Below are 24,527 nucleotides of genomic sequence, written 5' to 3'. Positions count from 1 at the left end.
CATCGCCGGGTGACCGGCAATCATCATCATCGTGAAAGGATAGGAAATGGCTCAGAAAGTCGTTCCTGGTGATCTGTGCGACATCGAATGGTCGGCGGATGACGTGGATGGAAACTATGTCGTTATCAAGGGCTGTAAAACGGTCGGCATTCCGGAGGAAAGTCAGGAATACCGCGACCGCACTTCGCTGGACAGCCCGGGCCGCAGCAAGGAATGGGGCGTCGGTCTGACCGATACCAGCGAACTGACGCTGAACTGCTTTTATTCCACCAGCCTCTATGAACAGGCCCTGGCCTACAAGGCCGCAGGTAAGCCGGTGTATTTCCGCGTGAAACTGCCGCCGGAGGACGGTGTGCAGTCCGCCGGTGACATGTTCAAGTATCAGGCGTTCCTGAACCCGTCGATTCCGTCGGTGGATCAGGATGGCGACCTGATGACTGATCTGAAGCTGCGCCCGACTGGCCTCGTGACCTGGACGAAAGGCGCCGCGGTATGATCAGCACTCACACTGTGAAAGTGGGCCGTAAGACCCACAAGCTGAAGGCTTCCACCCTGGCGCAGGCCCGGCTGGAGCAGCTGCAAGGCGGCAAGCCGATCGGTGATCTTCTGGAGCATCTGATTGACGGCAGCGGCGGCGTAAATCTGGTGATCGATGCCTGGGCGGCGTTCCTTGACGACGGCAAGGGGGTCGAACGTGAAGAGGCGGCGAAGATCCTGGACGCCTTGGGCGGTGCCAATGCGGCTGCGGTTCACCTTGGCGAATGCCTGTCGATCGCCTTCCCGTTTCTGAAGGCCGAAGAGGGCGAGGAAGCGGAAGAAGAGGACGACGCGGGAAACGCGAAAAGCCCAGCCGCATAGACTGGCACAAGCTGTTTTCGGTGTGGTGTGAGCTGGGCTTGCATCACGCCGAATTCTGGCACGTCAGCCTGCGCGAATTCGACCTGATCACCCGCGCCCGGATCAAGGCCAAGGATGCCGAATTCGCAGCGCGGCGGGTGCTCAATCAGGAGCTGGGCATTCTCACGCAATTTGCCATCCACAACCCCGGCAAGATGCCGGATTTCACCAAGGCGATCGGCGGCAAGAAGCCTGCCGAACGCAATCGGGCCGCAGAACTGGCGCAGCTGCGCGCGGGTCTGCTGAACATGCACTTTCAGAGCAAAAAGGGGCAGTAGATGTCCGCAGTTATCGGCGCCCTCCGGGGCGTTCTTTCGCTGGATTCCGCGGCCTTCGAAACGGGCGCGAAGCGTTCAAAAGCCGCAATGGGTGACCTGGAACGCCGCATGGTGCGTCTGGGCGGCAAGTTTGAGGCTGTAGGCCGCAAGATGACGGTGGGCCTCACCCTGCCGATGGCCGGCGCCGCTGCGGTTGCGGTCAAGTCCAGCCTGAAGGTGATCGATGCCCAAGCCAAAATGGCGCAATCCTTCGGGACTACGGTCAAATCCTTGCAGGTGCTGGAGCGCGCTGCGGATCTGTCTGGCGTCTCGATGGGGGAGGTGCAGCAGGCCACTATACAGCTGACCAAGCGCCTCAGCCAGGCGGCGGGCGGTACGGGTGCCGCTGCCAAGGCTCTGACCCGCTTGCATCTGAATGCCCAGCAGCTGCAGCGCCTTCCGCTTGATGAGCGCCTTGCGAAGATCCAGGCCGCTCTGGCGCAATATGTCCCGGAAGCGGAGCGGGCGGCGGTGGCCTCGGAGCTGTTCGGCAGCCGGGCGGGCCTGATCTTCACCCGGATTGACGGATCAGCCTTGCGCACCGCGACCGATGACATCGAGCGGTTTGGCGTTGCTGTCTCAGAAGTCGATGCCGATCAGATCGAGCACACCAATGACGCGATTTCGCGCCTTGGGCTGGTGGGCCGGGGTGTATCAAATCAGCTCGCAGTGGGTCTGGCGCCCACGCTGGAATGGCTGAGCGATCAGGCCGCAGATGCCGCGGAATGGTTCAACGGGCTGAGCGATCGCACCAAGCAGTTTATTTCGGTGGGTGCCGCACTGACAGCGGCCGTTGGGCCTGCGGCGATCGGCCTGGGCCTGATGCTGAAGGTTGCGGCACCTCTGGGTGCTGCGATGGCGGGCGTGGTGACCGCTGTGGCGTTGGCGCCGGTCAAGTTCATTGCCGCGGCTAAATCTGCTGTGGCGCTGGAAATCGCTCTGGGTGCAACCAGCACCAAGGCCGCGCTTGCTGGCGTTGCCATCAAGGGTCTGATCCGCGGTTTGAAGCTGCTGCGCCTGGCGGCCCTGGCAACCGGGATCGGCGCCCTGGTTGGTGTTGCCGCGGGCATCTACCAGGGGTTTCAGCAGTCGAAAGTGGCGGCGGAGAATTTCGAAACCGCCATTCGTGACTTGGCCTCGGCGCATGACGTGCTGAACACGGCCACGGAAACCTTCTATTCAAACATGACCGCCAAAAACGCGGAGGCGATGCGGCGGGCTGCTGAAGCTGCGCGCGATGCCACGCGCGAGGCGCTTGAGGCTGCCAAGGCTGAGCTGGAAGCGGCATCCTTTGCGACCAACTTTTTCGGCGCCAGTCTCTATGAAACCGAACGCATGGCAAAGGCCCGGGCTGACATCGAGCAGCTGGGCGCGGCGCTTGCGGAAGCTGAAGCCCGCCTTGATGCCGCAACCGTGGCGGCTGAGCGCACCGCTACTGAAACCGGCAATGCAGCCGAAAGCGCGGCAACCGCGGCGGAGAACAGCAACGCCCTCGCGGGCGGCCTCGCTGGCGCTGCGGGTCAAGCCTCGGCACTTAGCTCCTACCTCGCTTCAGTGCCGGGTGCGATCGCATCCGCGCAGACCACAATCGCCGGGTTGAAAGCCGGTATGGCGGTTCTGTCCTCTGGCGGCGGTGAGGCTGCCGCCAATGTTGCAAAGTACCGGGCGGAGCTGGAAGCATCTGCGGGGCCTCTGGGGGAGCTTCAGGACGGTCAGCGGGACCATGTTCAGCAGACGATTGACCAGCAGGTGCAGCTCTATGCGCAGGAACAGCAGTTGCGGGGTGAGTATCAAAAGCAGCTGGCAACGCTAAACAAGGTCAAATCCGCAGGCGGGGCGGCGTCTAAGAGCGCTATGGCCTCGCTGCAGAAGGAGATTAAGGAGCGGCGCGAGCTGCTGGGTGTCACTGAAGCCCAGCGGAAGAAGCTGGAAGCCATCCGGCTTGTGCAGCAGCGCGTGGGTAAGGATGCACTGGGGTACAGCAAGGCGCAGATCTCCGGCCTGGCCGACCAGCTGATTGAACTCGATGCGGCGGAAGAGGCCACGCGGCGGATTGCCGATCAGCAGGAACGCTGGGCTGAAAACATCACCCGCACCGCCTTTGAGGGCGGCAGCCTCACCGACACGATCGAGGGTATGCTGCGGGATATTCAGTTTCAGTTCGCGCATACCAAGATTGTCCTGCCGATCGTTGGGCAGATTACGGGGTTCTTGGGTCTCGATAACTTGTTCCTCGGTGGTGGTGGTCAGGCTGCCGCTGGGGTTGCTGGCGGCGGCGGGGGCGGCGGCCTGCTGAACCTGGCTGGTGGTGCTTTCAACCTCTTCGGTAGCGGTGGCGGCGGTCTGGCAGGCCTCGCGGGTTCCGGCGGTTTGCTAGGTGGCATTGGCGGGCTTGCTTCTGGTTTCGGTGGCATTCTCAGCGGTGGCGGCCTTGGTGCCAGCTTCTCGAGCCTGACCGGTCTGGTTTCCGGTTCCATTGGCGGTCTCGGCGCCATCGGTGCTGCGATCCCTGCTATCGGTGTCATTGCCGCAGGTGCAGCCTTCTTGAAAAAGGCCTTAAGCCGGAAGTTCGCCTATTCGGCTTTGGAAGGTACAATCGGTGCGGATGGTTTCGACGGCTACGCCCGGGATCATTTCAAAGGGGGGCTGTTCCGGAGCGACAAGGATATCCGCAAGGCGCTTGATTACGACCTGAAAACAGGCCTCAGCAATCAGGCAAAAGGTCTGACAGAAACCCTGCTGGGAATGTCGGAGGCCTTGGGGCGTGGCCGGGATGCCCTGAAGGATTACAAGGGGCATTTTGTCTCGATCCTGACCAGCGGGCGCAGTCAGGAGCAGATCCAGAAAGACTTGGCGCGGGGCTTCGAAACAGCCTCAAATCAAATGTCCGAATTGATCCTTGGCGCGTCCAAGTGGTCAAAGGCTGGTGAGAGTGCCACGGAGACCCTGACGCGGCTGTCGACAAGCCTGCTGCAAGTAAATGACGCCTTTGACTTGCTGGGCCTGTCCGGCTTCAAGAAGTCGCTCCAGGGCGCGGATATGGCGTCTGGCCTGGTGGATGATTTCGGCGGCTCTGAGGCTATGACAAACGCCGTTTCCGCCTATTGGACCGGGTTTTATTCCGACGCCGAACGGCAGGAGACCACCATCCGCCGCTTGTCCGCGGAGTTCAAAAAACTTGGCTTGGCAATGCCGCAGAGCCGGGAAGAGTTCCGCAGCCTGGTCGAGGGAATTGACCGGACCTCAGCGTCCGGGCGGAAGCTCTATGCGGATCTTCTGAAGTTGTCAGGCGGGCTTGGGCAAGTGCTGGACCCGCGGGCCGGGATCAGCCAGGGCGTTGCAAAGCAGCTTGAGGCGATCGGCAAGACCGTTGCGGATCAGATCGAGGTTTCGCGCAGCATGGCCGCTGATGCTCGGGCGTCCGCTGAGCTGTGGCACCGGACGGCTGCCAAGCTGCGGGACTTCCAGGACGGTCTGTTGAACTCCGGTCTTTCCGGCGCGAGTTCTGCACAAACGGCAGCAGCGCTGCGGGGCCGCTACCTGAGTGCCTTGGAGCGCGCCCGCGGCGGCGATACTGACGCCGCTGCTGAGCTGCCAGGCCTGGCGCGGGAATACCTGCAGAGCGCGCGGGATAGCGCAGGTTCCGCGCTGGAGTTCAACCGTATCGCGGCCCAGGTGCAGGCGGAGATCCACCAGATGACTGCGCTGGCCGATGCTGCGGGTGATGCGGACGAACGGCTTGCGGATCTCCTGGATGAGCAGACCAGCGTCCTCACGGAACTGGGCGAATACCTGCAGACCGCAAATGCCAGCTCTAAGAAATTCGGTGAGGATGTCGCCCAGTATCAGGACCGGTTGAAAGCGCTGGGGGCAGACATCGTGGAGGCCAGCAAAAACCCCGGCATTGCTGAGGTCAGCCCGACTGGCCCCATGTCGGAATTGTTCGGTGAGTTGACCGGCGGGCTAAGCAGTGTGAAGGCGCCAATGAACTCGCTGACCAGTATGCTGGGCAAGCTCCGGGATGCCGTCAATGCGGATCGCCGGGACAGGAACCGGAACGCAAAGATTGCGGGCCTTCAGGTGAAGGGGGGCGATGCAGCGACGGCGGCTAAGAGGCCGCAGGAGATTGCCGAAAAATTCAATGCATTGCGCGAGAAATACGGGGTCAGCCTGCACGGGCAAAAGCGGTCGATTTCCGTCAATAAGGATGGCCAGCTTGTTACCTCCTTTGACTACTATGGCGGAACTCCCAAAAAGCTGGCGGAATTCAAGAAAGCCCTCAAGGATGAATTCGGCACGGCCTCTTTTGGCAATGTCGTTAGCTCGGCCAATTCGAAGGCCAGCAAGGCGGCGGTGCAGGCCGAAAGCCTCCGCAAGCAGATCCGCTCGATGGGCGGTATTCCGCAGTTTGCAGAAGGCGGCGCCCATCTGGGCGGCTGGCGGATTGTCGGGGAACGCGGCTGGGAACTGGAAAACACCGGCCCCAGCCGGGTTGTGAGCCATTCGGATTCGGTTGCCATGCTGGATAACCGCCAGGTGGTCCGGAGTGTCGAGGGGCTTGCAAAGCAAGTCGCCGTGCAGGGTCAGCGGATGGAAATGATGGTGCGCAAGGTCGCGCAGTACCTGGAGGATTGGGATGAAGTGGGTCAGCCGGAGGTGCGTGTCTGATGGATTTCAACATTATCGCGCCGATGACTGTCACCGATGCGGAACTGACGGCATCAAATATTCCGGAAAATGACCATGCGGAATGGGATGCCGGCACATCCTTCGGCCTCGGCGCAAAGGTGATCTCGACCACCTCGCACCGGATCTATGAGAGCATGCAGGCCGGAAACCAGGGCAATGATCCGGTTTCGGACGATGGCACCTGGTGGCTCGATCTGAAGGCCACGAACCGCTGGAGCGCGTTTGATCAGCGCCGGTCAAACCGGGCCAGCTATGCGGAGGAAATCACCTATTCGATCGTGCCTAGCCAGGACTGCGATGCCATTTCGCTATTCGGCCTGTCGGCGGGTTCAGTTCAGATCGAGGTCTTTGACGGCGCCACACTGATCTTTGACCAGACCTTTGCGATGGCAGACACCGGGCATGTGGTCAGCATGTATACCTATTTCTTTGGCGGAGTGGTTTTCCAGCGTCAGAAGGTGCTGAACGGCTTCCCGGGCTACATCGGCCACCGGATCGATATCACCATCTCAGCACCGGGTTCCGTGGCTGAGGTGGGGCATATCGTTCTTGGCAGGAATCACATCCTGGGGGAGGTGCTGAACCTTCCCAATATCCAGCACGTCAGCCACAGCCGGAAAGGGTATGACGATTTTGGTGATGAGATCCTGGTGAAGCGCGGATCCACGCGCCGGGTTGAGGTGGATCTCATTGTGCAGACGCTGCAGGCGCCGCGCGTGATGGACATTATCGCAGAGGTCGATGGGGTGGCCACGGCCTTCTACCTGTCCGGTGATGCTCCAAGCTACGGGATCGAGGGGCTGGGGTTTGTCGATGACCATAGCCAGCCGATCGATATTGCAGGGGACAGCGTGTTTCCCCTGGTGATGAAAACTCTCAAATAGGGCAAAACACATGGATTTTCCTGCTCAACCGGCCAAGCCGGATATTCCTCTGCGCTCATCGCCGGAGGCCGACTTTGATGCAAAGATGGTGCTGCTGTTTCAGTGGGCGGTGAATGATTTCTTCAGCTTTGTCGATGCCTGGGCGACCTGGCTGACCGAAAACAGCACGGTCATCGGCGGCGAATTGAACGATACGGATATCGGGCAAACCACCCCTGCGGCAGGGGCGTTTACGGCGCTGTCTGCCGCTGCCGTGGCCTACTTTGCCGATAAGCTGGGCGTCGGTACTGCCTCTCCGTCTCATCTCATCGATGTGCAGGGCAACGGGGGCGAGGTGGCGATCCGCGTGAAGAACACCGACGCGGCAGGTGCTGACCCGGATGCAAACTTCTATCTTGATGCGGGGAATGCCAGTGGCGAGGCCGCGCTTGAATTTATGAAGGGTGGTCTTCCGGAGGCCCGGGTGATTGCGCTGCTGGATAAGCTGCGGCTTGTTCATGATGTGGGGCCCATCGAACTGCACGCGGCGGGTCAGGCTGCGCTTAGCGTTTCCGGCACGGCAATCGAGCCGGGTTCGGACAATGCCTTTACCGGCGGCTCCGCGAGCAAGCGCTTTTCTGAAATGTTCTCGGTCGATGGAACTATCAACACCTCGGACATGCGCGAGAAGGTCAACATTCGGCCCTTGAATGAGGCTGAAAAGCGGGTCGCGCAGGAGCTGGTCAATGATTTCCGCATCTTTCAGTGGATCTCTGCTGTGGCAGATAAAGGGGAGGCCGGTGCCCGCCTGCACGTCGGTCAAATGGCGCAATGGGTGGAGCAGAAGTTTGCGGAGGAAGGCCTTGATGCAGGCCGTTACGGCATGTTCACCCGCGACAAGATTTTCCGCACTGTGACCGATACCAAAATGGTCCAGGTTCAAAAGGTCGAGAAATCAACGCAACAGCGGACGATCATTGAAGTGATCGACGGGCGGGCGACTGAGAAGACTGTATCCGAAGAAATCTCGGTGCCTGTCTATGAGGTGCTTCCGGTCTTTGATGAGGCCGGGGAAGCGGTGATGGTGCCTGGCCCGGGTGGCCCCGTCCAGAAGACAGCGCGGGTTCCGGTGCTGGTCGAAGAGGAGCGGGAATTCACCGAAGAGGTCGAGGACGGCGAGCGCCTGGGGCTGCGCTATCCCGAATTGATGTGTTTCATCATGGCCGGAACCTTGGGCGTCTGACGCCGCAGAAAACGAGCAGGATACCTCATGAAATTTGAAAGCTTCGGCTCCGCCATGGCGGGTTTTTTTGGCGTGGCTGGTGGCTGGCTGGCGCAATACGGATCAAATTGGGAGGTGGTTGTCGTCGCCCTGCTGGGCGTTACGCTGGCGCTGCTGGAAGGCGATGAGTTGCGCCTGAAGCCTGCGGTTGCCGTTGCGGTGTTCAACCTTCTGATCGGCGTTCTGGGCGGCCCTATGGTGGCTCACTGGCTGCGGGAGCACTTCGAGATCCAGTACCCGGCCCTGACGCTGATTATCGCCTTTCTGGCGGCATATGTGGCGCATGACGCCTTCAGCCGCTTCCGTGGCCCGTTGATCCACCTGGTGCGGCGCTTGATGGGGGCAGGTTCATGATCCGCTTCCTGCGTTCAAAGACCTGGCGCCGGGTGCGTGTGGCGCTTTCTGTGCTGCTCTGGCTGGCCCTTAGTTGGGCCGTGTTTGGCCCGGCCTGAAACTGAAAACCAACCCTGAAACCGGCCCCGCATCGAGCGGGGCTTTTCCTTTGGAGGGCACATGACCCGAATTCTGACACTTGAAACCCTGCAGCGGATCACCGGCCCGATGGGGCAGGGTGGAGAGCAGGAGCGAAACGCGAAGTCGTTTCTGCTGGGGGTGAACACTTTCGGCTTTGACTGCGGGCTGAACCAGCCGCACCGGCTGTCTTACCTGCTGGGCCAAACGCTGCTGGAGAGCGGGGTCTTCAATTATGACCGTGAGTTGTGGGGGCCAACCCCCGCGCAGGCCCGCTATGACATTCGCACGGATCTTGGAAACACACCTGAAGCCGATGGCGACGGTTTCAAGTTCCGGGGACGCGGGCCGTTCCAGATAACCGGGCGCTGGAATTACCGGAAGTTCCGGGATTGGGCGCGGCGCCTCGATCCTTCCGCACCTGACTTCGAGGCTGATCCGGATGCTGTGAATCTGGATCCCTGGGAGGGGCTGGGGCCGCTTTGGTTCTGGAGCGTGAACGGCCTGAATGTGCCGGCCGATGCTGGCGACGTGCGGGTGATCACCCGGCGGATCAATGGCGGCTACAACCACTTTTTCCAGCGGCAGCAGTGGACCGACAAAGCGCAGCTTGTGCTGCTGGGATTCGCGGCAACGGACGTGCGAGGGTTTCAGCGCACTGTTGGCCTGGCCGCTGACGGCCGGATCGGACCGAAGACCCGCGCCGCGCTGCACCAGGAGCTGCGTGCCCTGCCGCCCGTTTCCCCGCCCAAGCCTGCACCGCTGCCGTGGCTGCCTGCCTGGCTGCTGAAATTTCTCACCCTGTCCCGCGGCTGATCGCGGGCCGGTTTTCCCCAACTGAAAGGACTGAACAATGGACCTTACAAACCTTCTCCCTGACCTGACGCCGCTGCTGATCGAGGCGCTGGCCCTGATCCTGACCTCAGCGATTGCCGCCGCTGCGTTGATGGTGCGCAAGCATTTCGGGGTCCAGGTCGGCCAGGCGCTGCAGCGTGATCTTCACACCGCTCTGATGAGCGGCATCCGTGCGGCTCTGGAAGATGGCAGGGAAGCTGCTGCGGACGTTCTGATCAATGAAGCGATCCAGCATGCCCGGGAATCCGTGCCTGATGCCATCAAGGCGCTGAAGCCCACGGAGGCGGTCCTGCAGCGGCTGGCGCGCGGCAAGATTGCAGAGGCCGTGCGGCAGGCCCGCGAATAGGTCTGCCTGACGAACTTGAGGCCCTGGCGATCGCTGGGGCCTTTTTGAAAACTGCATCCATAAGGAATGGGATATGCCCCAAATTGATCATTTCGCCCATTTTCAGCGCGGTCTGGAAAGCCCATGCTCCCGACATTTCACTATTGTCCCACAGGATGGCGTTGACCTGCCTGTGAAGCCGCGCGTTCTGCGCGTCCTGACCTCCGGGGATCTGGCTGTCCGTGATGAGGCCGGAGCCGTGATCGTCTACGCGGTCATTGCCGGGGAGACCATTGGGTTCTCAGCCGTGGGCATCGAGGCCTCAGGCACCACGGCATCCGTTGCGGGCTGGTACTGATGCTCGGCGCCGGTCATTCGGTGATGGTAGCAACTCAACAGCAGCGGCATTGTCTTCCCGACCGTTCAAGTCTGATCGGCTGGTACAGCGCGAAGGCTACCGGAACCATCCAGCTTGAAGCTGGTGATGAGGTGTCTGCAATCGGCAACCTGGTTGCGGGCTATCTGGGGTTGTCCAAGCTGGCGGATGGTGGTCCGACCTATGTGGCTTCTGAACCGCTCGCTGGCGGGCGTCCTGCGCTGGTTTGGCCGGATCAAGGCAATTCGCGTGGGTTGAGCCTGCCTACAGACGCGATGGTCAGGGAGGTGTTCGTTGTCCTGGCCTATGGCGACGGTGTGCGGGCTGCATTCAATAGCTACAACACTCTGATCACTGACCTGGCCGGGCTGGATACCGGCAGTCCGAACCGGGTGATCGGCCACGAAAACAATTCCGGGGTTTTCACTGGTTCCATACCTGCGGGAATGACCATTCATGTAAACGGCGGCGCTGCAACCACAGAGCTTTTGCCGCTGCCTTTGTCGGTGGTTCATTTCAGTTCGGCAACGCCATTTCCGCTGGCCGCGATCGGCGGGCGGAACAATGGCTTGAATCGGGCCTGGCGCGGGCCGATGTGCGAGGTTCTGGCCTATACCGACCAACTGGCCCCGGCAGCGGTTGCGCGGAATGTGCGCTACCTGCGGAGCGGCTGGGGGATCTAGGCTTGAAGCGCCAAAGCAAAAAGCCCCGGTTAGCGCCGGGGCTTTTGTCGTTTCTGGGGCGGGCGTTTGTTGGACTGCGAGTCTGCCAGGTCGTGTTGAGCCCTTTGCGGTCGTCCGCTCCTGGCATCTTCTCGCATGTGCAACACGTCGCGAGCGGTGGCAAGCGGACGTTCAGCATTAGATTACGGCAAACCTGCTAAGCAGGACCTCACTAATGTTGAACTTTGCTCGTCTTAATGCGACTGTTCCTCATGAATATTGAGATAAGCGATATTGATCTTCTGACCGACGACAAGGACGGTAGAAGTCGTTGTGTTCTGTACACAGAAAATCAGATTGATTTGGCCTTTTCCACTATTTTGGAAGCTAGGATATTCGTTTCAAGAGCTGGCAAATCGTTCCCATGCGAGGTCTATCGACCAAGGCCGAATGGCCCTCTCGATCCACAGCATCTGCATATGAGGGCAGACCGCGAGTTTTGCTTGAACGAGACCATCGCTGTAGGCGACGTTATCACTGTAATGTAGGTTGAGCTCTAATCCTGCCGCCTGATGGGGCGATCACAAGCGGGTGGTTCGAGCCCACAGCAGACTTTTGACTGGATCTTGCGCTTCGCTTGTGCAGCGTTGCGAACCGTCCCAAGCCGACGTTCAACTAGCATTCCAAATGCTGCGCAGGTCGAGAGGCAGACTCCACTTCTCAAAGAGAGGGAAAGTATCGGGACTGGCGCAGACGGCATCGGCGTCCTGCAGCCATCAGCACCGCATCAGGGCAGCATTGTCCCCTAGGAGGGCAAGGACTAATTTTCAGCACCCAGGGCTCTGGTCGGATACCAGCCGAACCCCGGCTCATCAGCCCGGGACGGAGTAGCTGGATCGCCGAGTGCAACGCCACCAGTACTATCCATGAATGGACATTCTACGAGCTACGCCATCGGCTCAACCACAAGCGCTAGCTGACAGTGTGTTGGTACAGCCTAGGCACCGCTGCTTGGCCTTGAAATCCCAGCAAGGGTGGAACATTTACAAATTTGTCAAATCACCGCGCTGATCACAGCGGCGCTCCGCTCCGGGCGTTCGCCCTATCAGCAACACTGGATAAGGATGTCTCACTCGTCAGAAATTCTTGTTGACGTCAACACTTGGACAAGAGTTCATCAGATAAAGGTACAGAGAACCTCTCGATCTCGCCGAGAATTGGACATAACAAAGCAGCAAAATTTGAGTCGCCCTATGCAACCGCGCATCCTTGTCAGCAGACCGGACATAGGCGACATACACCCCCGAGTCTTCGACTCAAGGAAGGTTCCGTGTGAAACTGAAGATTAATAACGTCGGACGGATTTCTAAGGGAGAAATCGAGCCAAAGCCTCTTACAATGTTCGTGGGGCAGAACGACAGTGGCAAGACCTATGCCGCAAGCACGATGTGGGCACTGCTGCGCCACATTAATCGACCTGAGACCAGAGCATTCACCAACAACATCCCCGGACTCAAGGATTTTATTTCTACATCTACAGGCGGAGACTCAGGTCACTTCGAGTTTTCGGCCGGGCCGAAAGATGTAAAAAAGATTCGAGACAATACGGTCAAGAGCTTTAACAAAAACATAGATGTCATTCTCCAAGATGCAATCGGATACGATGGCTTCTCCGATAGTAAAATCAGTCTTGAGGGTGACGATTCTTCCTCTGCGATCAAGCTAAACCTTTACGTCGAAAAATTTGAGACAATCGAGGAAGTTGAGGTGGAGGTCGAAGACGAGGAGGAATCCTACGACATTGAGATTCAAACAGTTGATCGTTTCAACTATTCCTGCAAAGTCGAATACGGGACAACTCAGAAAGAGCTATTTAGTTATGAAGATCTCGAATTGGATATCTTCGCGGGGTTCATTGAGTCGAACGTAAGGCAGTCCTTAATAGGAATTTCATGTTTCGGGTTGGATTGGCTTGGAATGCGCAATGTGATCTACTTGCCAGCTGCAAGAACCGGAATCATGCTCGCACTCGATTACTTTGTCAGCGGCACGCTCGATAGATCCAAAATGGCTGGAAAGGAACTTGAAGAAAGCGGAACGCTTCCGCGGCCTATTCAAGATTTTGCTCTTAACCTTTCCAGAAGAACATTCAGACCCTTCTGGAAGAAACGGGACCACCACCTCGGAAACCTCATTCAAGGTGAATTTAGCAGGCGCAGCCATACGAGGGGTGACTATGTTTATTCCATTGAAAACGGTAAGGGCGAGATTCCACTCGCCTCTACCTCCTCACTTGTTACAGAGCTCGCTGCGCTTTCGGTGCTATCTCACCGCGTGACCCAAAGAACTCTGCTTATTTTCGAAGAGCCGGAAGCTCATCTTCACCTTAGTGCGCAACGTGAGATGGCGAGATCTTTGGCCAAGATGGTCAATTCTGGTATTAAAGTTCTCATCACAACACATAGCGACACTTTTCTACAGCAACTGAACAACCTAATTTCACTTCACCACCTGAAGGGTGACCGGGAATTAATCGATAACCTCGGTGTGCCCGAGGATTCAATAATTGACCCGAAGGACATCGCGGCCTTCGATTTCGATTGCGTGGACGGAATCACAAACATTGAAAAGTTGGAAATCACCAAGCATGGCGTTGTGGCAAATTCTCTTAATAGGGTCCTATTAGAGTTAGCAGACGAGACGATCCGAATTAATGATGCCCTAAGCAACTTGGAAACGTAATTTCTGGCGAGAGCGCTGCATGACTTTCAAAAACTCTGACCTGGTCAATAAGGACTACGTCTTCTCGGTAAGTGCCGGAACTAAATTTGAAGTGGTGGAAAAAAATAAGGGAGGTGCTGGAAAGTGCACCTTCGAGTCCACACACAATGTAATTTTTATTGGGGCAAGAGATAATGCTCCTGTTGTTTGGTGTCTGGCAAATAGGAAGTGCGCCGAAGCTGCGTTCTGCGTTGTGCACTCGGATTCATCTTCCTCGCTTCACATCGTAGAAATGAAAAGCAGCCTAACTCGAAAAGAGTTTGAGAAAGTAATTGAACAGATTTCAGGGATGTACTTGTCTGCAATTGCAACCATCTCAATCATCGAAGCGCCCCAACCTGCGAACATCACGGCTTATGTGGCCTACAAAGCTGACAATATTTCGACCCCTCCTTCCGCGACGCTGATCACAAGCAAGACTTTGGTGGGTGGCGCAGAACTTCCCGGAGCAAAGGAATGGCGGACTAAAGAGATCCCTCTCCCTCACGGTTCAAAGGCCAAGCTCGTGGTAGGGCAACGTGTAGCTGGCGACTTTGACTTTGGAACAGTCGTGTAGTCACCGGAGCGGTATTTCCGCTTACCCAAAATAGACTCAACCTCCGCACAGCCAGAAGCGTTACAAACTGGCCGACCGCTCCCAATACACCCCCTTCCAGCACTCTGTGGATTGGCGAACTGCCGTCCGCCTGAGGACGGCCAAAGTTCTGTACAATAACACTTTTCTAGATTGGAATAGTGCCCCGCACGGACACGAACCGCAACCTTACTGATTGCAAATCAGCTGATTGAAGCTCCGCTCTCACAATTGGTGCTCTTAAATTCCCTGGCTGCTGCGAACGACCGCCTTCCGCCGTTCTCTCAGAACACGCGCAGACTTAGCGGAAACCGAGCAGGTGCAGCGAACGGCGGCTTTGTCCCGCCGTGTGTTCGTGGCTCGCAAATACGGGAAAGTAGTGAGGGGCGGTACCGCACAGGTTGCCTTGTCCAGAAATACTATCCAGATTGGGCGCATGAGTCCGAAGCTTGAGTAAGAAAGCAGTGTCCGAATCCAAGAAAGAGCCAGTTCGCAAGATCGGGTATGCCCGCGTTTCGACTGCGGACCAGAACCCCGACATGCAGATCCAAGCCCTCAAGGATTACGGGGTCCCGGAGGCGCTGATTTTTGTGGACCGGGCCAGCGGCGGGACCATGGATCGGCCCAATTTTATTCGCGCTCTGCGGCTGGCGCAGGTACCCGGGACGGAGTTTGTCGTCTTGAAGCTCGACCGCCTGGGGCGCACGCTTGAGGGCATTCTTGAAGTCCTGAACCTGCTCAGTGACCGCGGCATTTCCTTTTTCAGCCTGACTGAGCGGGTGGACGTGACAACCCCAATGGGCAAAGCCATGCTGCAGATGATGGGCGTGGTAGCGGAGCTGGAGCGCAACCTGATCATCGAGCGCACCAAGGCCGGGATCGAGCGGGCCAAGGCGCGGGGCGAAATGCCCGGCCGCCCGATTTCAATGACCGAGGAGCGTGCCGAGGTCGCCTCAATGATGCTGCAGATGGGCGACCGCGGAATGACCGTGTTTGAAAAGATCAAGAATCTGAAGGGGCCGCCGATCAGCCGGGCCGCATACTATGCCTGGCAGAAGGAATGGGATGCCGGCCGCGATGGCGGCAGCGCCCTGGATGATGAGTCTGAATAGGAGTAAGGCCGTGCGAAAGGCCCTGTATTTCATGTACTTTAAGTTCTTACGGTTTCCGGCTGTCGCGCTCAGCGGCGCATTGGTTCTTGGAGTTGTTGTTTGGGTTCTTGATTGGGGAACTCAGCGGATTTTTGAAACTTCGCTCTTGCCGGATTGGAGAGCACATCCGCCGGAAGAAGGTGTGGTCGCCGTTCTTGTATCCGCGTTTGCGATAGCTGTTTCAGTGCTACAGTTCGCGGCGGAAAAACGTAGAGAGGTTGCTCTGTTACGCTATGAAGCCGTTCGATCTAAGAGAGCAATAGCTAAAGCCATTCGGGCGGAGATCCTGGCCTTCCTGCATACTTCGACAGCAAAAACACCCATCAAAGATGCTCATCTGGCTGATCTTGGCCGATTGAGTCGAGAAGCATCCGAAGCTGTCCTGAAATTCTACTGGCGCCTGCCAGAGAGCGGAACAGAGTTTTCTGATGATGCTAAGGCTGACGCGAAGGCAGCCATCATATGCTTAGACAAGTTCCTTGAAGATGAGTGGGAACTCAACAAGTTGAAAATTCAGTTGGCGATTTGAGAACAAATAGCAGTCCAACAAAGGAGTGGTGCGGCCCGCGAAGCTGGTTAAACAAGCACTAGTTACGCGCGGGCCGCTGCCCCTGTCGGCTAGGGGCAACTTGATGGTAGGGTGGTAGGTTCGCGTTTTGCGGGGAATTATCGAAATGATAACTCACGACGCCGGTGTCTGAAAAAGGAGGCTTCATTTGACTATTAATCAGGCCAGTAGGGGTATGAGGTCATGTGTTTGGGCTGCCTCTCTTGTTTTTGTGCTTCCCTCAGACGCGCAAGCTGAGAAGCAGTTTCAGTGCACATTCTCAACAGTATGCTTGGAAACCAATGCATGCAGTACGCGTGATCTTGTTGTCCAAGTGTCCTACACTGAGGATGACGGAACAATATCGTCTCCAGGGCAAACCTTCCCCGTTACAATCATTCAAAATGGGGTGACGAGGCTATCACATTCCTTAGCGAGGAAGTGAACGGATCAACTGCTTTCCTGACGGTTTTTGCCAATTCTGCTGCTCGGTTAACATATCATTTTCATAGGCCGGAACCGACAGCCATGACTAATTTTGGTACCTGCGAGTAGGTCCAACAAAGGAGCGCGGGCAGGTTTGTTGACGGGGGTAGGGCGCTCTGTGCGGCAACAGGTACGAGACACGAAAATGGGCGCCTCTCAACCGAGGCGCCCATCTTCTTGTGCAGAATGAGCTTGAGAGTGTAGTTCGCGCTCTCAGTTCTATCTATGCGGTATCTGAGTTAAAATTGTGTATACGCATCGTGAAATTTGCATCAAAGGAGCAAGGCCAGTGCGCGGCACTCGTTACCAGGTCAACATCTGACTGCAGGCGCCACCCCATCGGGCACTGGGGTAAAAGAGTGACGGGCGCCCTTGGGTGTAGGCGCCCGCCTGGGTTTTGGCCTAGTACAAAAAGGGGAGCGGAATGTCCCTTGCTACCCTTATGCGGTAGTTTGGTTAAGGAAGCGTTATCGCTTCGTGATAGGTCCAGAAAAGGAGCAGTAATGACGTTAAAAACAATAACAATCGATCGATTTTCTCCAAAGGATGAAATCCTCATCCCAACTTATTTCTTCCATCCCGAAACGATGGTTGGAGGGGTGACACAGGCGCAGTTCGACACAGGAAATGATCACACATGCGTGCATGCAAAGCTGTTGAAGTTAACAGGAGAGCTACGGCCGATTAGGCAGATCGACGTCAATGGAGTTACTGGAGGCGCTGTCGGCAGGGTTGTTGAAGCTACAATCGGTCTAGAGACAGATTGTGGTGGGAAAATTACGATCAGTAGTCACCAGATCGTGGTAGTTGACGGCATTTCCTGCGATGCCCTTCTAGGGCGGGACATGCTTCAGTACTTTGACGTTGAGATATTCAGGTCCGGCAAGGTGCGGCTAAGCCACCTTTCATAGCGATCCAGATAAGGAGTAAGTATATGATTTTGAATAAGGGAATTGTTAGATGAGAGGAGCTTTTACGCTCGCTGCCGCTTTTTGTTTGGCGGGTAGTCAGGCCGTTGCCGCTTCTAAGTCCGAGGTCTGCCAGAAAATCGGGGCTATCATGTCAGAGCATATCGAGGCCAACCTAGAGGTTGCTCAAGCACTAACCGTAATGAAAATCTCCGGCTCTGAGAGTGAGAAGACACGAGCATCTGCCCTGTTCGACAAGGTGGCGAAAAGCCAGCGCAAGCTCCTTCGGGGCTTGGAGGAAATTGCGGAGCTATGCAAAAGCTCGGACTAAGTCCAGCAAAGGAGGATGTGAATTTGCTTCCAATTGCAAGAGAGACAATTTCGGTCGCTCAGCTAGAGATGAAATTCAACGATATTCATTTAAGCAAGGCCACCGGGTTCCTTTGGCACTCTGAAAGGGCGTTGTACCTCGTTACAAACTGGCACAATGTTGCTGGGCGCAACGCTCTGACTGGAAAGTGTTTGAATAAGATGTTGTCCAGACCCAATAGGGTTTCAACGACATTCCACATGTTGTGTTCTGAAGGCGTTATGCCGGTCGACTTTGATTTAGACTGGGAGTTTGGCGTTGAAACGCAATGGCTCGAGCATCCACTTGGGAGTTCTGTCGACGTAGTGATGTGTCGAATTTCCACCCCGCCGGAAGGGTTCATAGTTCATCCAATAAATGCTTCACACTCACGGCTTCGGCTTGCCGTTTCTTCGGACGTGTTTCTTCTGGGCTACCCTCTGGGGTTAGGGGTTGAGGGGACGCCGATTTGGAAGAAGGGTAGCATCGCCTCTGAGCCTCATTTTGACGTTGAGGGTCTTCCGAAGATGCTGGTTGACACGGCTTCAAATTGCGGGATGTCAGGCTCGCCAGTTATCTCCACCAATAAATCGGGCTTTGATGACAAGGGCCGTTTCATCAATATCATGGGTGAGGTTCGGGATTTCGTGGGTATATACTCAGGCCGAGTTGTCCATGATCGAAAGCTTGGTGCTCAGCTTGGGGTGGTGTGGAAGGCTCGAGTGCTTGATGAGATTCTCGCCGCTCAGAAGCGGTTTGTGCCTGAGCATTGAAGGGAATAGCTCAGCTAGTTGAATTGTCCAGAATGGGAGCGAGCGACCCGCCGGGCATATGCACCGTTGTCGGCGATACAGCGGGCCGCTCTGACCCACCCCAGATTTCCGGGATCTCTGCAGTGTAGAGCTGAAGGTGCAAATTTCCAGTAAAGGTGGCCGGGCAGGCTATCTCGCCCGCCTACCCGTGATCCACCAGTCTTGAGCGTAGAACGGCCGACAGTTCCCGCGCATGTTGCCCGGTGAAACGCGATCCTCTGGACAGTCCGCCGCTATAACCCCAAGCGCCTGGGGCAGCTCAGTATCGGCGCCGACGATCTCCACAAACCGCTGTTTCCTATAGCGCCCATATCGGCTGCAATAGCTGCAGCAGATTTCAACCGTTGGAAAGGGGTAGTCTTTGGCGCGCATTTGGGAGGGTGGGATTCGTGCTTGGTTTGTTCCGTTTTACGCTTTCGCGTTTCGTTCTGGCAATGTCCTGTAAAACTTTCGGGCTAAGTGCGCTGAAATCATTGATTGTTCGTTAGTTTTAGGTTCTGGCGCCTTTGGCGTGGGGGTTCGAGTCCCTTCACCCGCACCAGCTTTCAATCTCATCAGAGGCAGACAGGATGCTGGCCGTGGCGGTTGCTGGCCGGTTTAACCTTTCCGGTCAATAATTTCACTGGAACCAGCCGCGATGTGCTATACTTCTATCTGGCCGGCCAGCGGCCTTTGGCTGGCCCAAGTGTTTATCAGTACATTGTTAAAAAGGGGGATGGCCATGACACGTCTTCTGAAAATTTCCACGGCAGCTGCAGGGGTCTGCGCAATCGCGATTCCGGCCTACGCCGAGCTGCGGTATGACAACAATTCCGGCGGCTATGTTGAAATCTACGGACAGTTCAATCCGGCCATCATCTCGGTTGATGACGGCCAGCAGACTGAGACCAACGTGCTTGACTACGACCTGTCCCGCTCCCGCGTCGGGTTGCGGCTGATGCAGCCGATCGGGGCCAACACCTTTGGCTTCCGGTTTGAGACCGGGCTGGGCTTTCCGAACTCGACCGAAGTGAACCAGTTCGGCTCCAACTACAGCGGCTGGACCCGCGCCGACCTGCGCCACGTGGACTTCTGGCTCGAAGGCAGCTGGGGCAGGTTCTCCGCCGGGCAGGGCAGCATGGTGGCCGATGGCGCGGCTGAAACCGACCTGTCTTATGTCGGCACCGCGCTTTATTCCTATACAGCTGATGCAAATGCAGGTTTCCTGTTCCGCGACACCGCAGGCGCGCTGAGCGGGCCTGCCGTGGCCTCTGCCTTTGACAATCTGGATGGCTCCCGCCGCGGCCGGATCCGCTATGACACCCCGGATTTGAACGGGTTCACCGCCGGTATCGCCTGGGGGCAGAATATCCTGTCGTCCGGCGACGATGCCGACTATTACGACATCGGCCTGCGCTACGGGCAGGAATTCGGCTCCACTAATTTTGCCGCCTCACTGGCCTATCAGGTGCGTGACGACGCCGGGGCAGAGCGCTCGGATGTGATCGGCTCGGCCTCGGTGCTGCTGGACAGCGGCATCAGCTTTACTGTGGCGGGCGGCAGCCGGGACAACGATGCGGCGGGCTCCAGCGATCCCAGTTACTACTATGCCAAGATCGGCTATGAGACCGACCGCTGGCTGCCCTGGGGCAAGACCGGGCTTGGGGTGCATTATTACGACGGCGATGATTTCAACGTCACCGGTTCCAGCACCAAGGGCTGGGGCATTGGTGCGGTGCAAAAGGTCGACAGCATCAACACCGACATCTACCTGACCTACCAGGAATATGAGTATGAGGATGCCGCCGCGACTTACCAGGATCTGACGACCTGGGTGCTGGGCGCCCGCTGGCGTTTCTGACGAGCGGCAGATATCTGGACCATAATGAAACGCTCCGGTCAGCCGGAGCGTTTCTTTGCTGAGGGCTGGACCGGGCAGGTTTCCGGATCCGCCCGCCCGGCTGGTTCCCGCCTCAGGGTTGCACGTGCGGCATAGCTGCTTTGCATGAGGCGGGCTGTAAACGTAATCGTCTTCACATCTCCGGTCCCGTGGCGGCGCTACGGTGCAGGTGATTTTTTGCCACGGGCAGATTTTCACAATTGCCGCAGCGGTCATCTGACCCGGAATTCATGCCACGCGCCCAGAGGCTCCCTCGGCTCCTGCGCTGGCTTGTGCCGGACAGCGGCCGTAAGCGGCGGAACAGGAGACAGGACATGAAAACCAAGTTTGCAGCCCGCGCCGGCGCAGCCACCCTCGCAGCCGCAGTTGCGGCCCCGGCATTTGCAGGCCCCACTTACACCAACGACACCGGCGGCAGCTTCCGCTGGTACGGCCAGTTCAACCCCGCCTATCAGTCGTTTGATGATGGCGAACAGGACTTCAACCGCCTGACCGACAACGCCGCCTCCAACTCCCGCATCGGTTTCTGGCTGGAGCAGGCGTACGGCGAGAACACCCTGCGGTTCAATTTTGAAACTGCCTTCGGTTTCCGCTCCTCTGACGGGGTCAGCCAAACCTCGACCGGCGACAACCTGAGCTGGGACCGCACCAACATCCGCCACGTCGACTTCCAGTTCGACACCGCGCGCTATGGCCGCTTCTCGGCGGGTCAGGGCTCGATGGCAACTGACGGCATCACTGGCGCTGACTTCTCCGGCACCGGTCTTGGCGCCTCCAACTCGGTTGCCGACTCCGCGGGCGGCTATGCCTTCCGCACCGGCGCCGGCGCGCTCAGCGGCGTGGACATCGGCGATGCCTTCACCGACCTGGACGGCAGCCGCCTGGGCCGTGTCCGCTACGATTCGTCGGAGCTGGCGGGTTTCACCCTGTCGACCTCCTGGGGCACCGACATCCTGAAGGACGCCAACGACCGCGAAAGCTATGACGTGGCAGTCCGCTGGGCCAATGACGACGCTGCGGCCTTTGCCATCGACACCGGCATCGGCGCCTCCTGGACCGAGGAAACCGGCGAGCAGGACTACCGCGACATCTCCGGCTCCTTTGCGGTGCTGCACAAGGCCACCGGCCTGTCGCTGAACATCGCCGCAGGCGAGCGCGACATTGCAGGAACCTATGCTTACGCCAAGCTGGGTTATTCGGCAGATCTGATTGCGGCCGGCTCCACCTCCTTCTCGGTCGACTATTATGACGGCTCCGACATGGTCAGCTCCGGCGACAGCGCTGAATCCTGGGGCGTTGCTGCAGTCCAGAAAATCGACGCCTACAACGTCGAGACCTACCTGGCCTACCGCGACTACTCCTATGCCGACAACAGCGCCACCACCTACCAGGACGCAAACGTCATCCTGGCTGGTGCCCGCTGGAAGTTCTGAACCGCAACTCTCTCGGTTTTAGGAACACAAACACGCCCCTCTAGGGGCGTGTTTTTCGTTTTGGGCGGCTGGAAATCCGCGCGATTGCGCAGGAAAGGGGCAATCCCCCTTGCGCCGCCGCGCCGGGGGAAATAGAAGACCGCAAATTGTCTGGGGGCACCTCGCACAGGGGCCCCGAATCTCTATGGGGAATAGGATGCAGGTCACCGAGACGCTGAACGAAGGTCTGAAACGCGGCTACGCCATCACCGTCACCGCCGCCGAGCTGGACGAGAAGGTCAACGAAAAGCTGGTCGAAGCCCAGCCGGAAATCGAAATGAAGGGTTTCCGCAAGGGCAAGGTGCCGATGGCGCTGCTGAAAAAGCAGTTCGGCCAGCGCCTGATGGGCGAAGCGATGCAGGAAGCCGTCGACGGCGCCATGAACAAGCATTTCGAGGACAGCGGCGACCGTCCGGCGCTGCAGCCCGACGTTAAGATGACCAACGAAGACTGGAAAGAAGGCGACGACGTCAACGTCGAGATGTCCTACGAGGCACTGCCGGAAATCCCCGAAGTCGACTTCTCCGGCGTCGAGCTGGAAAAGCTGGTTGTGAAGGCTGAAGACGAAGCCGTCACCGAGGCGCTGGCCAACCTGGCCGAAACCGCCAAGGAATTCGAAGCCCGCGAAGAGGGCGCAGCAGCCGAAGACGGCGACCAGGTCGTAATCGACTTCGTCGGCAAGATCGACGGCGAAGCCTTTGAAGGCGGCGCAGGCGACGACTACCCTCTGACCCTAGGCTCCAACTCCTTCATCCCCGGCTTCGAAGAGCAGCTGGTCGGCACCAAAGCCGGTGAAGAAAAAGACGTGACCGTGTCCTTCCCCGAGGAATACGGCGCAGAGCACCTGGCCGGCAAAGAGGCCGTGTTCTCCTGCAGCGTCAAGGAAGTCAAAGCCCCGAAGGCGGCTGAGATCGACGACGAGCTGGCCAAGAAATTCGGCGCCGACGACCTGGACGCGCTGAAAGCCCAGATCACCGAGCGCCTGGAAGCAGAATACGCCGGTGCCGCCCGCGCGGTGCTGAAGCGCGGCCTGCTGGACAAGCTGGACACCCTGGTCTCCTTCGACCTGCCGCCGTCGCTGGTCGACGCCGAAGCCAAGCAGATCGCGCACCAGCTGTGGCACGAGGACAACCCGGAAGTGCAAGGCCACGACCACGGTGAAATCGAAACCACCGAAGAGCACACCAAACTGGCTGAGCGCCGCGTCCGTCTGGGCCTGCTGCTGGCCGAGCTGGGCCAGAAAGCCGAGGTCGAAGTGACCGACGCCGAGATGACCCAGGCAATTATGGCGCAAGCCCGCCAGTACCCCGGCCAGGAACGCCAGTTCTTCGAATTCATCCAGCAGAACGCCCAGATGCAGCAGCAGCTGCGCGCGCCGATCTTCGAGGACAAGGTTGTCGACCACATCGTCGGCCAGGCCAAGGTCACCGAGAAAGAGATCTCCAAAGACGACCTGCAAAAGGCCGTTGAGGAGCTGGAAGAGGAATAATCCTCCTTCCGCATCGACTTACGGAAAGGCCGCCCATCGGGCGGCCTTTTTCGTTGGATAGGATAAGGTTGGATAGGATAAGACGGCGCCGGGCGTCCGGTGATCCGGTTTCTATCGGTGCGCGTCCGGCACCCAGTCCTCGGGGGCGCTGTTCCAGAACCTGTTGGGATTGTCTTCATCCATGCCGCGGATATGGAGGGTCCGCAGGCAGGGGGTCACATAGATCACCGGCTCCTCGTAAGGGTGGGACGCATAGACGCTTTCCAGAACCTGCGCCGCCCCGGCGTCCTCCCGGCCTAGAAAGAAGGACAGTTCCACGCAAGGCACCTCAACGGCAGCCTCCGTCGCCGCGTTCCGCCCGCTCCCCAGCGAACGGAAGCTCTGTGTGCCCGCCGATGTCTGAAAGGTCACGCGGTCATAGTCGCCGTATTTCAGGGCGGAGACGGCAAGAACCGCATCAACGATCCTCTGCACGTGGGTTTCGGGAACTTGGACGGTGATCCGCAAACCGTCTTCGGGGATAAATCTGCCGGTCTTCAACTCGGGCATTTTCATAAGGGACTCCAGTGATGATTGGGACTGGATACCCCAGGCAGGCGGCACTGCGGGAAAGGACGCTTCGCTGCGGGCCGAAGCGTTTGGCCTTGCGGTCAGGCGGTGCTGGTCAGGAAAACAAATGCTCCCGCCCGTCCTTGGCGCCGTCCTGCGGACAGCGCCGCGGCCCGTTGGGCCAGGCAGCGCCCCTGCGGAGCGCTGCTGACGGGCAGGCTTCAGCCGTCAGAAGGCGCCGGACGCAGGCCGGTTTCCACCAGCATGCCGCGGCGCTTGGCCTCGTAGTAATACCCGCGCGAGTAGTGCTTCACCGCCATGTCCTGGCTGCCATCAGCCAGCAGCCAGGCGCCGCGCAGGTATTTCACCGAAAATTGCAGGTTGGTATCGGCATCCAGCAGTTCCTTGGGTTCTCCCTTGAACCCCATCGACCGCGCCGTCGCGGGAAGGATCTGCAGCAGCCCATAATAGGGGCGGTTCACCGCCTTGGGCCTGTGGGTGCTTTCGCGGACCGCCAGCCGGTGCACCAGGCTGCGCGGCACCTCGTAGTGGTCCGCCCAGTAATTGATCTTCCGGCGCAGTTCCGGGGTCTCATTGGGGTAGAGCGGCGGGGCGGCTCGGGACACCTCCGGCGGGGAGGCGGTGCTGGCGCAGGCGGACAGCACCGCGGCAGCAATAAACAAGATCAAAGGGGTCGGGCGCTTCATGCGGCCTCCGAAAGCGGTTTCTCACGATGGGCAGATTACCCGCCCCGGCGCGGGCTGCAATCCTGCCCATGCCAGCAGGGGCTTCC

Annotated in this window: 23 protein-coding genes; 21 read left to right on the top strand and 2 right to left on the bottom strand. The window is 58.4% G+C overall.

The annotated features are described in order from the left end of the window. Positions 1 to 46: 46 nt before the first annotated feature. The 21 genes from GC1_RS03105 (at position 47) to tig (ending at position 23,185) form a co-directional block, all read left to right on the top strand. Positions 47 to 496 (top strand): hypothetical protein, encoded by a 450-nt coding sequence (locus GC1_RS03105; RefSeq protein ID WP_019295505.1) that lies wholly within the window; start codon positions 47 to 49, stop codon positions 494 to 496. Continuing rightward, positions 493 to 858, top strand: a complete 366-nt coding sequence (locus GC1_RS03100) for a hypothetical protein (RefSeq protein ID WP_019295506.1) — start codon at positions 493 to 495, stop codon at positions 856 to 858. Before GC1_RS03105 ends, GC1_RS03100 begins: the two co-directional genes overlap by 4 nt. Positions 859 to 896: 38 nt before the next feature. Next, complete coding sequence (locus tag GC1_RS03095; RefSeq protein WP_019295507.1) at positions 897 to 1,175, top strand: hypothetical protein; 279 nt, start codon at positions 897 to 899, stop codon at positions 1,173 to 1,175. 87 nt (positions 1,176 to 1,262) lie between these two features. Further along, entirely contained in the window at positions 1,263 to 5,882 is a 4,620-nt protein-coding gene (locus tag GC1_RS21830) for a hypothetical protein (RefSeq protein WP_152614061.1), read from the top strand. Then, positions 5,882 to 6,787 (top strand): hypothetical protein, encoded by a 906-nt coding sequence (locus GC1_RS03085; protein WP_019295509.1) that lies wholly within the window; start codon positions 5,882 to 5,884, stop codon positions 6,785 to 6,787. The genes GC1_RS21830 and GC1_RS03085 overlap by 1 nt, the downstream gene beginning before the upstream one ends. A gap of 85 nt (positions 6,788 to 6,872) precedes the next feature. Further along, on the top strand, positions 6,873 to 8,009 hold the full coding sequence (locus tag GC1_RS03080; RefSeq protein WP_152614062.1) for a tail fiber domain-containing protein: 1,137 nt from the start codon (positions 6,873 to 6,875) through the stop codon (positions 8,007 to 8,009). Positions 8,010 to 8,036: 27 nt separating this feature from the next. Further along, the gene (locus tag GC1_RS03075) at positions 8,037 to 8,402 is read left to right on the top strand and encodes a hypothetical protein (protein WP_019295511.1); all 366 of its coding nucleotides are present in this window, start codon (positions 8,037 to 8,039) and stop codon (positions 8,400 to 8,402) included. A 159-nt stretch (positions 8,403 to 8,561) separates the two neighbouring features. Next, on the top strand, positions 8,562 to 9,335 hold the full coding sequence (locus GC1_RS03070; protein WP_019295513.1) for a glycoside hydrolase family 19 protein: 774 nt from the start codon (positions 8,562 to 8,564) through the stop codon (positions 9,333 to 9,335). Between the two features lie 37 nt (positions 9,336 to 9,372). After that, positions 9,373 to 9,720, top strand: coding sequence for a hypothetical protein (locus GC1_RS03065; RefSeq protein ID WP_019295514.1), 348 nt, complete (start codon positions 9,373 to 9,375; stop codon positions 9,718 to 9,720). A 73-nt stretch (positions 9,721 to 9,793) separates the two neighbouring features. Further along, a complete protein-coding gene (locus tag GC1_RS03060; protein WP_019295515.1) occupies positions 9,794 to 10,057 on the top strand; it encodes a spike base protein, RCAP_Rcc01079 family in 264 nt (87 codons plus the stop codon). Next, positions 10,057 to 10,758 carry a hypothetical protein gene (locus GC1_RS03055; RefSeq protein WP_019295516.1) on the top strand — a complete coding sequence of 234 codons (702 nt, stop codon included), beginning with the start codon at positions 10,057 to 10,059 and terminating at the stop codon, positions 10,756 to 10,758. The genes GC1_RS03060 and GC1_RS03055 overlap by 1 nt, the downstream gene beginning before the upstream one ends. 1,311 nt (positions 10,759 to 12,069) lie before the next feature. Next, positions 12,070 to 13,479, top strand: a complete 1,410-nt coding sequence (locus tag GC1_RS03045; RefSeq protein ID WP_152614063.1) for an AAA family ATPase — start codon at positions 12,070 to 12,072, stop codon at positions 13,477 to 13,479. Positions 13,480 to 13,498: 19 nt separating this feature from the next. After that, positions 13,499 to 14,074: a hypothetical protein gene (locus GC1_RS22335; protein ID WP_152614064.1), complete on the top strand. Its 576-nt coding sequence runs from the start codon at positions 13,499 to 13,501 to the stop codon at positions 14,072 to 14,074. A 467-nt stretch (positions 14,075 to 14,541) separates the two neighbouring features. Continuing rightward, entirely contained in the window at positions 14,542 to 15,204 is a 663-nt protein-coding gene (locus tag GC1_RS03035; RefSeq protein WP_237754553.1) for a recombinase family protein, read from the top strand. Between the two features lie 10 nt (positions 15,205 to 15,214). Then, the gene (locus tag GC1_RS03030) at positions 15,215 to 15,772 is read left to right on the top strand and encodes a hypothetical protein (RefSeq protein ID WP_152612407.1); all 558 of its coding nucleotides are present in this window, start codon (positions 15,215 to 15,217) and stop codon (positions 15,770 to 15,772) included. Between the two features lie 1,007 nt (positions 15,773 to 16,779). Then, complete coding sequence (locus tag GC1_RS03025) at positions 16,780 to 17,187, top strand: hypothetical protein (protein WP_019295522.1); 408 nt, start codon at positions 16,780 to 16,782, stop codon at positions 17,185 to 17,187. A gap of 49 nt (positions 17,188 to 17,236) precedes the next feature. Beyond that, entirely contained in the window at positions 17,237 to 17,515 is a 279-nt protein-coding gene (locus GC1_RS03020; RefSeq protein ID WP_036761843.1) for a hypothetical protein, read from the top strand. After that, on the top strand, positions 17,497 to 18,306 hold the full coding sequence (locus GC1_RS03015; RefSeq protein ID WP_082020146.1) for a S1 family peptidase: 810 nt from the start codon (positions 17,497 to 17,499) through the stop codon (positions 18,304 to 18,306). Before GC1_RS03020 ends, GC1_RS03015 begins: the two co-directional genes overlap by 19 nt. Positions 18,307 to 19,066: 760 nt before the next feature. Continuing rightward, a complete protein-coding gene (locus GC1_RS03010) occupies positions 19,067 to 20,185 on the top strand; it encodes a porin (protein WP_039136444.1) in 1,119 nt (372 codons plus the stop codon). A gap of 353 nt (positions 20,186 to 20,538) precedes the next feature. Beyond that, positions 20,539 to 21,657 carry a hypothetical protein gene (locus tag GC1_RS03005; protein WP_019295526.1) on the top strand — a complete coding sequence of 373 codons (1,119 nt, stop codon included), beginning with the start codon at positions 20,539 to 20,541 and terminating at the stop codon, positions 21,655 to 21,657. Between the two features lie 196 nt (positions 21,658 to 21,853). After that, positions 21,854 to 23,185, top strand: coding sequence for a trigger factor (gene tig, locus GC1_RS03000; protein ID WP_019295527.1), 1,332 nt, complete (start codon positions 21,854 to 21,856; stop codon positions 23,183 to 23,185). 111 nt (positions 23,186 to 23,296) lie between these two features. Here the strand turns inward: tig and GC1_RS02995 are convergent, their stop codons facing one another. After that, positions 23,297 to 23,734, bottom strand: a complete 438-nt coding sequence (locus GC1_RS02995) for a hypothetical protein (protein WP_052260485.1) — start codon at positions 23,732 to 23,734, stop codon at positions 23,297 to 23,299. Between the two features lie 221 nt (positions 23,735 to 23,955). Then, a complete protein-coding gene (locus GC1_RS02990; RefSeq protein WP_019295529.1) occupies positions 23,956 to 24,441 on the bottom strand; it encodes a lytic transglycosylase domain-containing protein in 486 nt (161 codons plus the stop codon). Between the last annotated feature and the right edge of the window lie 86 nt (positions 24,442 to 24,527).

It is taken from the genome of Leisingera sp. ANG1 (genome assembly GCF_000203975.2).
Classification (GTDB): Bacteria; Pseudomonadota; Alphaproteobacteria; order Rhodobacterales; family Rhodobacteraceae; genus Leisingera.
Note: the sequence above shows the minus strand (reverse complement) of the source record. Positions and strands in the feature narration are given on the sequence as shown.

What these genes read in the sequence shown, in the direction of transcription:
- GC1_RS03005 (WP_019295526.1), top strand. Translation starts at nt 20,539, where the DNA reads ATGAAAACCAAGTTTGCAGCCCGCGCCGGCGCAGCCACCCTCGCAGCC.
- GC1_RS03070 (WP_019295513.1), top strand. Translation starts at nt 8,562, where the DNA reads ATGACCCGAATTCTGACACTTGAAACCCTGCAGCGGATCACCGGCCCG.
- GC1_RS02990 (WP_019295529.1), bottom strand. Translation starts at nt 24,441, where the DNA reads ATGAAGCGCCCGACCCCTTTGATCTTGTTTATTGCTGCCGCGGTGCTG.
- GC1_RS03015 (WP_082020146.1), top strand. Translation starts at nt 17,497, where the DNA reads ATGCAAAAGCTCGGACTAAGTCCAGCAAAGGAGGATGTGAATTTGCTT.
- GC1_RS22335 (WP_152614064.1), top strand. Translation starts at nt 13,499, where the DNA reads ATGACTTTCAAAAACTCTGACCTGGTCAATAAGGACTACGTCTTCTCG.
- GC1_RS03080 (WP_152614062.1), top strand. Translation starts at nt 6,873, where the DNA reads ATGGTGCTGCTGTTTCAGTGGGCGGTGAATGATTTCTTCAGCTTTGTC.
- GC1_RS03010 (WP_039136444.1), top strand. Translation starts at nt 19,067, where the DNA reads ATGACACGTCTTCTGAAAATTTCCACGGCAGCTGCAGGGGTCTGCGCA.
- GC1_RS03020 (WP_036761843.1), top strand. Translation starts at nt 17,237, where the DNA reads ATGAGAGGAGCTTTTACGCTCGCTGCCGCTTTTTGTTTGGCGGGTAGT.
- GC1_RS03025 (WP_019295522.1), top strand. Translation starts at nt 16,780, where the DNA reads ATGACGTTAAAAACAATAACAATCGATCGATTTTCTCCAAAGGATGAA.
- GC1_RS21830 (WP_152614061.1), top strand. Translation starts at nt 1,263, where the DNA reads ATGGGTGACCTGGAACGCCGCATGGTGCGTCTGGGCGGCAAGTTTGAG.
- tig (WP_019295527.1), top strand. Translation starts at nt 21,854, where the DNA reads ATGCAGGTCACCGAGACGCTGAACGAAGGTCTGAAACGCGGCTACGCC.
- GC1_RS03075 (WP_019295511.1), top strand. Translation starts at nt 8,037, where the DNA reads ATGAAATTTGAAAGCTTCGGCTCCGCCATGGCGGGTTTTTTTGGCGTG.
- GC1_RS03055 (WP_019295516.1), top strand. Translation starts at nt 10,057, where the DNA reads ATGCTCGGCGCCGGTCATTCGGTGATGGTAGCAACTCAACAGCAGCGG.
- GC1_RS03065 (WP_019295514.1), top strand. Translation starts at nt 9,373, where the DNA reads ATGGACCTTACAAACCTTCTCCCTGACCTGACGCCGCTGCTGATCGAG.
- GC1_RS03105 (WP_019295505.1), top strand. Translation starts at nt 47, where the DNA reads ATGGCTCAGAAAGTCGTTCCTGGTGATCTGTGCGACATCGAATGGTCG.
- GC1_RS03100 (WP_019295506.1), top strand. Translation starts at nt 493, where the DNA reads ATGATCAGCACTCACACTGTGAAAGTGGGCCGTAAGACCCACAAGCTG.
- GC1_RS03085 (WP_019295509.1), top strand. Translation starts at nt 5,882, where the DNA reads ATGGATTTCAACATTATCGCGCCGATGACTGTCACCGATGCGGAACTG.
- GC1_RS02995 (WP_052260485.1), bottom strand. Translation starts at nt 23,734, where the DNA reads ATGCCCGAGTTGAAGACCGGCAGATTTATCCCCGAAGACGGTTTGCGG.
- GC1_RS03060 (WP_019295515.1), top strand. Translation starts at nt 9,794, where the DNA reads ATGCCCCAAATTGATCATTTCGCCCATTTTCAGCGCGGTCTGGAAAGC.